We start from the raw sequence: 13,445 nt of genomic DNA, 5'->3' as shown, positions 1-13,445 counted from the left end.
GCCAGGATCAGGCAGCCTTCTTCTTCGCCAGCCTTGCTTTGATCGAGGCAACGTCGGCGCGCGGTGTGGCCGCGAACAGCGTCTTCGTGTAGGGGTGCTTGGGGTCCGAAAAGACCTCGTCGCGCGGGCCGTATTCGACCGCCTCGCCGAAATACATCACCATCACATCGTCGGCGATGTAGCGCACCACGGACAGGTCGTGGCTGATGAAGACATAGGTCAGCTTGAACTCGTCCTGCAGGTCGGCAAGCAAATTGAGCACCTGTGCCTGCACCGACAGATCGAGCGCGGAGACCGGCTCGTCCAGAACCAGCAGGCTCGGGTTCAGCATCAGCGCGCGGGCAATGGCGATGCGCTGGCGCTGACCGCCCGAGAACATATGCGGGTAGCGATTGTAGTGCTCGGTTCCGAGGCCGACTTTCTTCAGCATCTTCATGGCCAGGTCGCGCCGCTCTTCGGCCGGCTTGTCGGTTTTGATGAGCAGTGGTTCGCCCAGCACATCGCCGATCTTCTGGCGCGGATTAAGCGACCCGTATGGATTCTGGAAGACGATCTGCACCTTGCGGCGCATCTCCTTGGTCAGGCCGTTCCTGGCGATATCGACCTTGTTGCCGTCGATGAACAGCTCGCCCGACGTTGCCGGATCGATCAACGTGATGATGCGCGCCAGCGTGGACTTGCCGCAACCGCTCTCGCCGACGATAGCCAGCGTCTTGCCCTTGTCGACGCTGAACGAAACGCCCTTGACCGCATGCACGGTGCGCGCGCCGCGAAACAGGCCGCCACCGACGTGATAATCGCGCTTGATGTCCTTGCCTTCGACGACCTTGATGCTCATCAGGCGACTCCGGCGGCCGGTTCGAACAGCATGTCTGAGACAGTCGGCAGACGGTCGCCGACAGCGTTGTCCGGCAGCGCCGACAGCAGCGCACGCGTGTAGTTGCTCTTTGGCGACTCGAACAGCGACAGCACGTCGGCCTCTTCCATCTTGCGGCCCTTGTACTGAACGATGACGCGGTCGGCGGTCTCGGCGACGACGCCCATATTGTGGGTGATCATGATCAGGCCCATGCCGTATTTGGCCTGCAGCGAGACCAGCAGGTCGAGGATCTGCTTCTGGATGGTGACGTCGAGCGCGGTGGTCGGCTCGTCGGCGATCAAAAGCTTCGGATTGCAGGCGATGGCGATGGCGATCATGACGCGCTGGCACTGGCCGCCCGACATCTGGTGCGGGAAGGAGTTCAACCGTTCCGCCGGCTCGGCAATGCCGACCTGCGTCAAAAGCTCGATGGCGCGCTCGCGGCGCTGGGCCTTGTCCATGCCCATATGGAAGCGCAGCACTTCCTCAATCTGGAAGCCAACCGTGAAGCAGGGATTGAGGCTGGCCATCGGCTCCTGGAAGATCATCGACATGTCCTTGCCGACGATCTTGCGCCGCTCGGCCGGACTCAACTTCAGGAGGTCGCGGCCATTGAAGCTCATCTTGTCGGCGGTGACCGTTGCGGTCCACGGCAACAGGCCCATCACCGCCAGCATCGACACCGACTTGCCGGAGCCGGATTCGCCGACAATGGCGAGCACCTCGCGCTCTTCGACATGGAGCGAGACACCGTCGACCGCACGGAACGGGCCGGACGCGGTCTGGAATTCGACGACGAGGTTCTGGATGTCGAGCAGCGCCATCACGACCTCCTCAGCTTGGGATCGAGTGCGTCGCGCAGGCCGTCGCCGATCAGATTGATGGCGAGCACGGTGATGAGGATGGCTAGGCCGGGGAAGGTCACCACCCACCAGGCGCGCAGGATGAATTCGCGCGCCGTGGCAAGCATGGTTCCCCACTCCGGCGTCGGGGGCTGGGCACCAAGGCCGAGGAAGCCGAGCGCAGCCGCCTCGAGGATTGCGTTGGAGAAGGACAGCGTGCCCTGGACGATCAGCGGCGCGAGGCAATTGGGGAGGATGGTGCGCAGCATCAGCCTAATGTGGCCGGCGCCGGCAACCTTGGCGGCGACCACATATTCGCGGTTCTTTTCGGCCATCACCGCGGCGCGCACCAGGCGGGCGAAATGTGGCTGCAGCACCAGCGCGATCGCCAGCATGGCGTTGAACAGGCCGGGACCCAGGATGGTCACCAGCACCAGTGCCAGCAGCAGCGACGGAAAGGCCAGGATCAGGTCCATGACGCGCATGATCGCCACGTCGACCCAGCCGCGGAAATAACCGGCGAGCAGGCCGAGCGTGATGCCGCCGACCAGGGCAAGCGTAACGACGACGGCGCCGATCAGCAGCGAGAAGCGCGCGCCATAGAGCAGCCGGGAAAGTATGTCGCGGCCGACGGCGTCGGTGCCGAGCAGATACTGGCTGCTGCCACCGGTCTCCCATGCCGGCGGCCGCAGAAACGCGGTCTTGTCCTGGACGTCGGGCGCATAGGGCGCCAGCACCGGCGCAAGGATCGCGGCCACCACCAGCAGGATGAAGACGAACAGGCCGATGACGGCGCCGCGGTTCACCGAGAAATAGTGCCAGAAGGTCCTGAAGCCGGTCAGCCTATCCGGATTGCCGGCGGCCATCGGGGCGGTTTCGGTTGACTGGCTCATCATGATGCCCGTATGCGCGGGTTGATGACGGCATAGAGCACGTCGACGATCAGGTTCACGGCCATGACGATAAGGGCGATCAAGAGCAAGCCTGATTGCACCACCACATAGTCGCGCTTGCCGATGGAGTCGACCATCCACTTGCCGATGCCCGGCCAGGCAAAGATGGTTTCGGTGAGGATGGCGCCGGCGAGCAGCGTGCTGACCTGCAGGCCGATGGTGGTGACCACCGGAATCAATGCATTGCGCAGCGCGTGCACGCCGATGACGCGGGACGACGACAGCCCCTTGGCACGGGCGGTCCGCACATAGTCCTCGCCCAACACCTCAAGCATGGCCGAGCGCGTCTGGCGAGCGATCACCGCCAGCGGGATGGTGCCGAGCGCAATTGTCGGCAGCACCAGATGGCTCAATGCCGAGCGGAACGCGTCCCATTTGCCGTAGAGCAAGGTGTCGATGGTCATGAAGCCGGTGATCGGCTTGAAGAAGTACTGCAGGCCGATGCGGCCCGAAACCGGCGTCCAACCGAGGTAGCCGGAGAAAAAGATGATCAGCAGCAGACCCCACCAGAAGATCGGCATGGAATAGCCGACGAGTGCGGTGCCCATCAGCGACTGATCGAACCAGGAGCCGCGCTTGACCGCCGCGAATATGCCGGCCGGAATGCCCAGCGCCATGGCAAAAATCATGGCGAAGAACGAGAGTTCCAGCGTTGCCGGAAACAGGGTCTTGAACTCTTCGAGAACCGGGCGCTTGGAGGAGATCGCAACGCCGAAATCGCCTGTCAGGACCTCGCCGACATAGCGTGCGTATTGCTGCCAGATCGGCAAATTGTAGCCGAACTGTTCCTTGAGCTCGGCGTAACGCTCGGCCGACACGCCATGCTCGCCGGCCATGGCAAGGATGGGATCGCCGGGCAGCAGCCTGACGAAAGCAAAAGCACAGATGGTGATGCCGATCAGCGTCGGAATCAAAAGCGCTATTCTGTTGAGGATATATTTGATCATGATGAAGGGGGCGGCGCTTTATCGCGCCGCCCCACTCTAATGTCTTATTCGGCTTTGTCGACGCCGTCGAAGCGGTGAATGCCGAGCGGATCCATCATGTAGCCGCTGACATTCTTGCGCACGACCGAGTAGACTTGGCTATGTGCCAGAAGGAAGGCCGGGGCCTGCTTCTGGAAGACCACCTGGGCCTGTTCGTAAAGCTTGGTGCGTTCAGCCTGGTCGCTGGTCTTCTTGGCCTTCTGGATCAGGTCCTCGAAGTCCTTGTCGCACCAGCTCGAGTAGTTCGACACGCCGATGGCCGAGCAGGCGAACAGCGTGGCGAAGAAGTTGTCCGGATCGCCATTGTCGCCGGTCCAGCCGATCTGGAAGGCGCCTGGACGATCCTTCTTCTTGCCCTCCGAGCGGTACTTGGTCCACTCGTAGTTGACGATCTCAGCCTTGACGCCGACCTTGGCCCAGTCGGCCTGGATCAGTTCGGCGGCACGCTGGAAGTTCGGGTTGTAAGGACGGACGCGATCGGAAGCCCAAAGCTGGATTTCCGTGAGACCGGCAGCAGCCAGCACCTTCTTGGCAGCTTCCGGATCGTAGCTGTCGGACTTCACGTCCTTGTCCCACGACCACATGGTCGGCGGGATCAGGTTTTCAGCCGGCGTTGCGCCGGCATCCTGGAACAGCGACTTGATCAGCGATTCCCGATCGATCGCCTGGTTGAGCGCGTGGCGCACTTCAGGCTTGTCGAGCGGCGGGATGGTCGTGTTGTAGCTCATATAGCCGATGTTCAGGCCGGCCTGATCCATCAGGGTCACGTCGGCGTTGGCCTTGATCGTGCCGATGTCGGCAGGATTCGGATACGGAGCGATGTCGCATTCGCCAGCCAGCACCTTCTGGATACGGGCAGTCGCGTCAGGCGTGATGGCGAAGACGAGATCGTCGATCTTTTCCTTGCCCTTGAAGTAGTCCGGGTGAGCCGCATAGCGGATAACCGAATCCAGCTGGTAGTCGACGAACTGGAACGGGCCGGTGCCGATCGGTTTGGTCGAGAAGTCGGCCATCTTGCCGTCCTTCTGAAGCTGGTCGGCATATTCCTTCGAAACGATCGAGGCGAAGTCCATGCCGAGATTGGCGAGCATCGGCGCATTCGGCTCGGTCAGCGTCAGCTTGACGGTCAGGTCATCGACCTTTTCCCACTTGGCGACATATTTCGGCATGTCCATGCCGGTGTAGTAGTCCCAGGTCAGGTTCGGCAGATACTTGTCGCCGTTCCAGGGATTTTCCTTGTTGAACTGGCGATCGAAGGAGAAGACGACGTCGTCGGCATTGAGGTCGCGCGTCGGCTTGAAATAATCGGTGGTCTGGAACTTCACGCCCGGATGCAGGTGGAAGGTGTAGACCAGGCCATCGTCCGAGATTTCCCACTTGTCGGCGAGGCCGGGCTCGACCTCGGTGCCGCCATGCTTGAATTCGACCAGCCGCGAATAGACGGTACGCGACGAGGCGTCGAAATCATTGCCGCCAGTCGTGGTACCCGGATCGAAATTGGCCGGCGATGCCTCCGAACAGTAGACCAGCGTCTTTGCGCTGGCCACGCCGCCGAGGACGCTTGCAGCCAGCAACGCGGCTGCAAAAGTCAGTTTCTTTTTCATTGAGCACTCCCTGATGTTCTGCCAAGCCCCTCTAGCAGGCTCGCGAAGGGCGCATATAAGCACCGTTTTCCCGGCTTTGGAACTCCCTGTTTGCCTACCCCACCGTAAGCAGAAAATGATTCTCGTGTTTTGCTCAATTTCAGAAAAAAATAGCAAAACCTGCTAATCACAGGATTGTTAACGACCGCATTTTTTTATTGATCGCCGGTCTCGCGAATACAATCATCCACAGGCCCGGCCTTGCCACCCGCATGACAGGAAGCAGGTTCCGAAGGCCGCGCCGCCGGAAAGATTTCGACGGCAAATCTTTCCGGTTCTGCCGCAGGGGCAAGACTTGCACGGCCGCCGCTAGTCGCAATACATAGACTGCGTACCGGATTTCTTGGGGAATCCGCACCATCGCTGCAGGAGAGGACGTCTCGGTCATTCAGAGGCGGTGCGGCGTGGGGCATGCAGTGGAACGACCGAGGGAGGCACGGATGGCAAAAGCAACAAAGACAACGGCCGCGAAAGCGGGGGCCAAGACAGCTCCCAAAGCGGCTGCTGCCACGGCCAAGCCAAAGGCGCCATCCGTCAAAGCCGCTGTCTCGGCCAAGCCAAAGGCGGCACCTGTAGCTGCCAAGGCAAGCGCAAAGCCCGCCGCGAAAACCGCGGCCAAGCCTGTGGCTGGAAAGCCGGCAGCCGCATCAAAACCCGCAACGACCAAGCCTGCGGTGAAGGCGGCGGCGGCAAAGCCCGCAGCGGCTCCGGCCAAGAGATTGCCGAAGGCGCTGACGGCGCTGGCCGCCGGACTGCCGGAAAGGCCGTGGCTCAAAAGCTATCCGAAAGTCGTTCCGGCAGAGATCGGCGCCCTGCCCTACAGTTCCATCGGCGACTTCCTGGTGGCCGCCTGCAAACAGTTTGCCGCGCAGCCGGCCTTCGTCTGCATGGGCAAGTCCATCTCCTATGCCGAACTCGACCGGCAGTCGGCTGCCTTTGGCGCCTATCTGCAGTCGAAGGGGCTGCAGCAAGGCGCGCGCGTCGCGCTGATGATGCCGAACGTGCTGCAATATCCGGTGGCGATGATGGCCATCCTGCGCGCCGGCTATATCGTGGTGAACATCAACCCGCTCTATACGCCGCGCGAACTCGAGCACCAGCTCAAGGATTCCGGCGCGCAAGCCATCGTTATCCTCGAAAATTTCGCCAACACCTTGCAGGCGGTGATCGCCAGGACGGCGGTCAAGCATGTCGTGGTCGCCGCGATGGGCGACATGCTGGGCAGCCTGAAAGGGACGATCGTCAATTTCGTCGTGCGCCGCGTGAAGAAGATGGTGCCGGCCTGGTCGCTGCCCGGCCATGTCGCGTTCAACGCCGCCTTGAAGGCCGGCACGGGTATCGCCTTCAAACCCGCCAAGATGGCGGCCGAAGATGTCGCCTTCCTGCAATATACCGGCGGCACCACCGGCGTCTCCAAGGGCGCGACGCTGCTGCACAGCAATGTGCTGGCCAATGTCGCGCAGAACACGCTGTGGATGGACGACGCCTACGCGATCAAGCCAAAACCGGCGCATCCCAACTTCATCTGCGCGCTGCCGCTCTACCATATCTTCGCGCTGACGGTGAACGCGCTGATGGGCATGCAACAAGGCGCCCAGAACGTGCTCATTCCCAACCCGCGCGACATTCCCGGCTTCGTCAAGGAACTGCAGAAATACCCGATCCACATCTTTCCCGGTCTCAACACGCTGTTCAACGCGCTGCTCAACAATGAGGATTTCCGCAAGCTCGACTTCAAGCCGCTGATCCTGACGCTGGGCGGTGGCATGGCGGTGCAAAAAGGCGTTGCCGAGCGCTGGAAGGCGCTGACCGGCTGCCCGGTGACCGAGGGCTACGGACTGTCGGAGACGTCGCCGGTGGCCACTGCCAACAAGTTCAGCGCCGGCGACTTCACCGGCACGATCGGCCTGCCGCTGCCCTCGACCGAGATCGCTATCCGTGACGATGACGGCAACAATCTGCCGCTCGGCGAGGTCGGCGAGATCTGCATCAGGGGACCGCAGGTGATGGCCGGCTATTGGAACCGGCCGGACGAGACCGCCAAGGTGATGACGCCCGACGGTTTCTTCAAATCCGGCGACATGGGCTTCATGGACGAGCGCGGCTACACCAAGATCGTCGACCGCAAGAAGGACATGATCCTGGTCTCCGGCTTCAACGTCTATCCGAACGAACTCGAGGAAGTCGTGGCGATGCATCCGGGCGTGCTCGAAGTGGCGGCGATCGGCGTACCGGACGAGCATTCGGGCGAGGTGCCGAAGCTGTTCGTGGTCAAGAAGGATCCCGCTCTGACCGCAGAGGTGCTGATCGCCTATTGCCGCGAGAACCTGACCGGTTACAAGCGGCCCAAATACATCGAATTCCGGACCGAGCTGCCGAAGACGCCGGTGGGTAAGATCCTGCGGCGGGCGTTGCGAGGATAGGCGCGGTTTTGGGTCTTGCTGTCAAAGACGGGATGGACGCGCACTCGCGTCCCGATCCAGCAGCGTTCATCGCGGCAAACATGCGCATCGCCCCGGTGCCGTCGGTTCCCGAAATCCAGCTCTACACGACCCATCCTGGCAGTGGACTGAGGCGGCTTGTCGAGTGGGAAGAAGACGCGGGCGAGCCGGACGACGGGACCGACGCTGACGACGACAGGCCTGAACCGCAGCCGCCCTACTGGGCCTATGCCTGGGCTGGTGGTGCGGTGCTTGCCCGCTACATTCTCGACCGGCCGGAGACCGTGGCGGGCCGCCGCGTGCTCGACCTTGGCGCCGGTTCGGGCCTGGTCGGCATCGCCGCCGCGAAGGCCGGCGCCAGCGCGGTGATCGCCGCCGAGATCGACCGCAACGGCGTTGCTGCAATCCGCCTCAATGCCGCGGCCAACGACGTCACGATCACCATTGTCGACAAGGATATCACCACGGGTCCGCCACCGGCCGTCGACCTCGTGCTTGCCGGCGACGTCTTTTACGGCCATGAGGTTGCTCTGCGAGTTATCCTGTTCCTCGATCGCTGCCTGGCAGCTGGCATCGAGGTGCTGGTCGGCGATCCCCGTCGCAACGATCTGCCACTGTCACGGCTGCGGTTGCTGGCCGAATATCAGGTGGCGGATTTCGGCGACGCGAAGGGTGCTGTGACCAAGCCGAGCGGCGTCTTTTCCTTCGAGCCGGAAGATCGCTGACGCTGAATGAGCGGGTTCGACCGATTCCGGTCAGAGCGCCGACAGCGTGCCGGCTTCGTCAAGCCCCATCAGCCTGGAATAGCCGACCACGTCGGCGGCGAATATGGCGGTCAGGCGGCGTTCCATTGCTATCTCGCAAGCTCCAGCACCGTCTGCCAGCGCGGAAGGCTGTGCAGCGGATCAAAATCCGAGTCTTGCAGAACCCACGCTTTCATCTCGTGGTTGGCGCGCGGCATCACCCTTTCGAGCATGTCGAACGTCCGGTCGAAATCACCGAGGAAGCAGTGGAAGCAGGCAAGGTTGTATTGGGTCAGGACATCGTCGGGGTCGATCGCGAAAGCGCGCGCGGCCCACTCCTTCGCCCGATCGAACTCGCCAAGTCCGGCGAGCGCGTTGGCGCCGAGGTAGGCAGGCCGGGGATTTTCCGGATTCCTTGCAAACTCGCGCTCGGCTCGTTCAACACCCCTGCGAGCCGTCTCCCCTTGTTCCTCATGCCGTCCCAACGTGCGATAGATCTGAATCAGCAGAAGCTGGGATTGGTAGTCGTTGGGGTCTATCTCGGCGGCGCGCTCCCAGTGGACGGCGGCCTTTTCGAGCTTTCCCCGCGCATAACAGCTGCGGGCGTAGAAATAGTGGGTTTCGAACAGGTTGGGATTGCCCGCGATCGCCTGCTCGAATTCTCGATCCGCTTCGTCGTACCGCTGGCCGATCGAGAGGGCCAGTCCGCGCGAGGCATGCGCTTCGGCCAGTCCGCTTTCGATCTCGAGCGCCTTGGCGGCGTTGGCCAGTATGCCGTCGAGCGACACCTCCTCGCTGTAGTCGAGGAACAGGAAGGAGTCGCAATCGGCGCTGCCGGCATAGGCGCGCGCATAGAGCGGGTCGAGCTCGATCGCCATCGTGAACATTCGTCTGGCGAGACGGTAGTTCAGCTTTGTGCCGCGGTGGAAAAACTCACGGCCTCTCAGATAGTAGGTGTAAGCCTCGACACTCTCGGTCGGCGACGCCTCGATCGCCTTCTTTTCTTCCGGCAGCAGCCTGACCTTGAGCTGGTCGACGATCGTTTTTGTGATCTCGTCCTGAATCGCGAAGATGTCAGTCAGGTCGCGGTCGTAACGATCGGCCCACAGATGCGTGCCGTCCTTGCCGTCGATCAGCTGCGCGGTGATGCGCACGCGCTGGCCGGCCTTGCGCACGCTGCCTTCAAGCACCGTTGCGACATTGAAGCGCCGGCTGACCTCCTGCACGTCGACAGACTTGCCCTTGTAGGTGAACACCGAATTGCGGGCGATCACCGACAGGCCGGAGATTTTCGAGAGATCGGTGATGATGTCTTCGGTGATGCCGTCGGAGAAATACTCCTGCTCCGGGTCGCCGCTCATGTTGTTGAACGGCAGAACAGCGATCGACGGTTTTTCCTTCGCCGGCGCTGGCTTCGGCGACGCCGCGCCGTTCGTCACGCGCGGCGCCGGAGCGCCGGCGAAGAGGTCGACATTGTAGACTCGAACCGGCCGGTCGATGTTCTTCAGCGTCTGCTCGCCAGTGTCCTCGAAGGAGAGATCGAGCCGGTTGCCGACATTGTCGCGGACCGAGCCGGACACCGCGACGCCGCCGGGCTTGGCGATGCTTTCGATGCGCGCCGCGATGTTGACGCCGTCGCCATAGATGTCGTTGTCCTCGAAGATGATGTCACCGAGATGGACGCCGATGCGGAACTCGATGCGGCGCTCCTCCGGCACGTCGACATTGCGCTCGTGCATCCGGCGCTGGATGTCAGCGGCGCACGCCACTGCGTTCACCACGCTCGGGAACTCGACAAGCATGCCGTCGCCGGTGAGCTTGACGATGCGGCCCTGGTGTTCGGCGATCTTGCCGTCGGCCATCTCGCGCCGATGCGTCTTGAGCGCCGACAGCGTGCCGGCTTCGTCAAGGCCCATAAGGCGGCTGTAACCGACGACGTCGGCGGCCAGTATTGCGGTCAGGCGGCGTTCCATACTCGGTTGCCCCGCTTCCTTCGGAAGCATACCTTAGCAGTTTCCCCGCGTCGCAAGCAGCTTTTCGCCGACCAGAGGAAGAATACCGACTTCCGCACAAGGGCAAACGGAAAAACCACACCGCAGCACTCGCTCTAGGCGCTTGCTCGACACCTACCGTTGCGGGTGTGGCCCCGCCTCTCGAAAGCGCAAGGCATTCTGTAGCCCGCCGAGCACGCGTGGTGCTCCCGGCACGAAAGTGCCGGGAGCGGTATTGTCACTTCACCAGTGCGGCCTTTTCAATCACCGCCGCGACTTCCTTCGCGTGGACGACGAGGGAGGCATGGCTGCCGGCGACCTCCGTCGTCTGGGCCTTCATCCTGTTGGCGAATATCTTCTGAACCTCGGGGGCGATGACCTTGTCCTTCGTGCTGATCACATAGAACGTCGGCTTGTCGTGCCAAGCTGCCGTGTCGACGGGCGCCTCGAACGCCGTGTGGTTCAACGGAAGCTGATGGTTTGCCAGGGATTCGGCGATCTCCAAGGGAAGGTCAGCCGCGACCGCCGAAGGAAACACTTTGGGGTCGATGTAGAGGTTGCCGTTTTCGTCGGGATGGATCGCCGCGCCGCCTTCGGTTGCCGGACCGCTCTTTGCCAGGGTGGCCAGGGATTGTCCTACGTCGGGCGCGAATGCGGAGACGTAGACGAGCGCCGAGACCTTTGGATCGTCACCTGCTTGCGTGATGACCACACCGCCCCAGGAGTGGCCAACGAGAACGGTCTTGCCGTCCTGTTTCGCCAGCGCCTGTTTGGTGGCATCGACGTCCGCTGCAAGCGAGGTGAGCGGGTTTTCGACGAGCGTAACGTTGTAGCCCTTCTTCGTGAGGATATCGGCAACCGGCTGCCAACTCGTCTGGTCGACGAAAGCGCCATGGACGAGCACGATATTGTGCGCCGCCCCCTTGGGCAGTTGAGCTGATTGGGCGGGGGTGGCAACTGCCGCTCCGGCCATGAGGACGGTGGCGACTGTGAGTAGAAGATTTCGCATTCATTGCTCCTGTTGGGATGACGGACGGGGTCCGGGGAAGGGCAGGCGTGTCGGCAAAAGTCTTGGGCTTCCCATCTGCCGTTTGGGTGATGGTTTGCCGTGCGACCCGTTGGCCCGACTTGCGACCAAGTAGTACGTGGAGCATGTGGACGTTAGGCCTCGATCGTCCAAATATTGTGTCTGATCGTCCGTCGTGCTAACATCGGGAGGATGGACATACTCGGCCAAGTGCTCGATCGCGTCCGCCTCGGTGGAACTCTGCTGTTCCACTTCGAGCTCGGCCATCCATGGAATCTGGCATTGCCAGCGCGCCCCTACGCCCTGTTCCATTATCTCAGCCGTGGCTCAGCTACCCTCGCGCTCGATCAGGGACGAGAACTCCACATCAGCGCGGGCGACTTTGTCGTCATCACACGCGGCGAGCCTCACTTGATTTATTCGGATCGCCGGACGAAGCCGTTACCGATCCCGGACCTCGGTCGATTGCCCGGACGTCTTGGCGTCGTTCGTCATGGAGGCAACGCGCAGCCGCTCTCGTCGATGATCTGTGGCAATTTCACTGTAGAGCGGCCCTCGCGCGGCAGCGTGTTGGAATTGCTTCCGCCCTTGCTTCTCCTGAAGCCGACGGAAGACGGCGGATGGCTCGAGGCTATACTGCAACGCATGGTGAGCGAGTCGGCGCTTGCGCGTCCCGGCCAGGACGTCGCACTCTCACGACTGACAGAAGTGCTCTTCGTCGAGGTGCTGCGAAGCTGGATCAAGTCGCTCGGCCCCGGAGAAGGCGGGTGGCTGGGGGCGATGGCGGACCCGCACATAGGACCGGCGCTTCAGTTGATCCACGAACGACCGGATCGACCCTGGACGCTTGGCGAGCTCGGGCAAAGCGTGGGACTTGGTCGTTCGGCGTTTTCGGCCCGCTTCACCAAGCTCGTCGGCGAGTCCATGTACCGTTATCTGATCGCACGCCGGATGTCGGAGGCCGCATTTCTGCTCGAAACAAGCGACGAGGCGATTGCACGGATTGCGACCCGTGTCGGCTACGAGACCGCAGCCGCGTTTTCGAAGCTGTTCCATCGACATCACGGCCTGTCGCCTGGCCGTTATCGAGCAGTTCGCCGGTCTGACGGTGGCCGAAGGCAAGGCGGCGTTCTGGAAGCAGAAGTCGCCGATTGACCTCGACCAAGCTGGCTTCTGGAAGGTCTGGCGATGGGCGGCGCGGCGGCCCCGGCAGGAGTACCCAGTTTTGTTCACAAATGGCGCGCCCGGAGAGATTCGAACTGTCGTCGAGTTTTGGCTTGATCACAGGCGAGACGACTGCTTTCGCGAGGTTGCCTTTTAGTAGTGGACAGTCTGCTTGCGGCCCTTAGCGCTCTTCGTGACGCTTGGTGATCGTGATGGCGTTCAGGAAGCTTAGCACTCGCTCCCAAGTCTGGTCGGTCGCGGCCGCATCGTAGTCAGGCAAAGTTTCGTCGGTAAAAAAATGTCCCACATTCGGATATGCGAACACATCGGCGACGGCGCCAGCCTTCTCGGCTACCGCCGTCCACACTGCGAGTTCTTCGGGGGGCGCGAACTGATCCGGATCGGCGACATGAACGGCAATCGGGATCCCACGACGCACATTTTGCGGGATTTCCGCCAGTCCGTGAAGGAGGACAATACCGCTGGACAAAACCCTATCGGGCCATACGCTGCTCACAACGCCCGCGCCCATGGAATGCCCGGCCAGGACGACCGTTTCAGGGAGGGGTTCAAGGGCAGCTCGCGCACGGCCGCAGATGGCTTCCCATCCGACCGTGCTCATGAGCTCAAAACCTTCTTCAATCGTACTCGCCGCAAGGCCCGCGTAAAGATCGGGTGTAGCTACTGTATGACCAGCTCGACGCATTCGGTCGGCGGCCGCTCTTTCGACATTTCTGAGACCAAGAACCGAATGAAACAATGCGACCGTCGCCATGGCGCTTCTCGTCCGCGAGGT

At 62.1% G+C, this 13,445-nt stretch carries 11 protein-coding genes; 3 read left to right on the top strand and 8 right to left on the bottom strand.

Features of this window, described 5'->3' with window-relative positions; all coding sequences use genetic code 11:
* Positions 1–7: 7 nt before the first annotated feature.
* From AC1DX6_RS04370 to AC1DX6_RS04350, 5 genes are read right to left on the bottom strand one after another with little or no spacing between them, the layout of a single operon-like run.
* Positions 8–838: a dipeptide ABC transporter ATP-binding protein gene (locus AC1DX6_RS04370; protein ID WP_477311497.1), complete on the bottom strand. Its 831-nt coding sequence runs from the start codon at positions 836–838 to the stop codon at positions 8–10.
* Entirely contained in the window at positions 838–1,683 is an 846-nt protein-coding gene (locus tag AC1DX6_RS04365; protein ID WP_477311496.1) for an ABC transporter ATP-binding protein, read from the bottom strand. The genes AC1DX6_RS04370 and AC1DX6_RS04365 overlap by 1 nt, the downstream gene beginning before the upstream one ends.
* A complete protein-coding gene (locus AC1DX6_RS04360) occupies positions 1,683–2,567 on the bottom strand; it encodes an ABC transporter permease subunit (RefSeq protein WP_477311900.1) in 885 nt (294 codons plus the stop codon). Before AC1DX6_RS04360 ends, AC1DX6_RS04365 begins: the two co-directional genes overlap by 1 nt.
* 26 nt (positions 2,568–2,593) lie before the next feature.
* The gene (locus tag AC1DX6_RS04355; RefSeq protein WP_477311495.1) at positions 2,594–3,601 is read right to left on the bottom strand and encodes an ABC transporter permease subunit; all 1,008 of its coding nucleotides are present in this window, start codon (positions 3,599–3,601) and stop codon (positions 2,594–2,596) included.
* Positions 3,602–3,645: 44 nt separating this feature from the next.
* Positions 3,646–5,244: an ABC transporter substrate-binding protein gene (locus AC1DX6_RS04350; protein WP_477311494.1), complete on the bottom strand. Its 1,599-nt coding sequence runs from the start codon at positions 5,242–5,244 to the stop codon at positions 3,646–3,648.
* Between the two features lie 479 nt (positions 5,245–5,723).
* On the opposite strand from AC1DX6_RS04350, the gene AC1DX6_RS04345 reads away from it, so the two are divergent.
* Together AC1DX6_RS04345 and AC1DX6_RS04340 are read left to right on the top strand one after the other, a co-directional pair.
* Positions 5,724–7,706: a long-chain-fatty-acid--CoA ligase gene (locus AC1DX6_RS04345; protein WP_477311493.1), complete on the top strand. Its 1,983-nt coding sequence runs from the start codon at positions 5,724–5,726 to the stop codon at positions 7,704–7,706.
* A gap of 32 nt (positions 7,707–7,738) precedes the next feature.
* Positions 7,739–8,449, top strand: coding sequence for a class I SAM-dependent methyltransferase (locus tag AC1DX6_RS04340; RefSeq protein ID WP_477311492.1), 711 nt, complete (start codon positions 7,739–7,741; stop codon positions 8,447–8,449).
* Positions 8,450–8,577: 128 nt separating this feature from the next.
* On the opposite strand, the gene AC1DX6_RS04335 is transcribed toward AC1DX6_RS04340, so the two are convergent.
* Both AC1DX6_RS04335 and AC1DX6_RS04330 read right to left on the bottom strand, forming a co-directional pair.
* Positions 8,578–10,440, bottom strand: coding sequence for a TPR end-of-group domain-containing protein (locus AC1DX6_RS04335; protein ID WP_477311491.1), 1,863 nt, complete (start codon positions 10,438–10,440; stop codon positions 8,578–8,580).
* Positions 10,441–10,696: 256 nt separating this feature from the next.
* A complete protein-coding gene (locus AC1DX6_RS04330) occupies positions 10,697–11,467 on the bottom strand; it encodes an alpha/beta hydrolase (protein WP_477311490.1) in 771 nt (256 codons plus the stop codon).
* Between the two features lie 210 nt (positions 11,468–11,677).
* Between AC1DX6_RS04330 and AC1DX6_RS04325 the strand changes: the two genes are divergently transcribed.
* The gene (locus AC1DX6_RS04325) at positions 11,678–12,640 is read left to right on the top strand and encodes a cupin domain-containing protein (RefSeq protein WP_477311489.1); all 963 of its coding nucleotides are present in this window, start codon (positions 11,678–11,680) and stop codon (positions 12,638–12,640) included.
* Positions 12,641–12,830: 190 nt separating this feature from the next.
* Here the strand turns inward: AC1DX6_RS04325 and AC1DX6_RS04320 are convergent, their stop codons facing one another.
* On the bottom strand, positions 12,831–13,424 hold the full coding sequence (locus AC1DX6_RS04320; RefSeq protein WP_477311488.1) for a dienelactone hydrolase family protein: 594 nt from the start codon (positions 13,422–13,424) through the stop codon (positions 12,831–12,833).
* Between the last annotated feature and the right edge of the window lie 21 nt (positions 13,425–13,445).

The sequence above is a fragment of the Mesorhizobium sp. P2_C4 genome, from assembly GCF_056404575.1.
The sequence above is the reverse complement of the archived record's forward strand: the minus strand, read 5'-3'. Positions and strand labels throughout refer to the sequence as shown.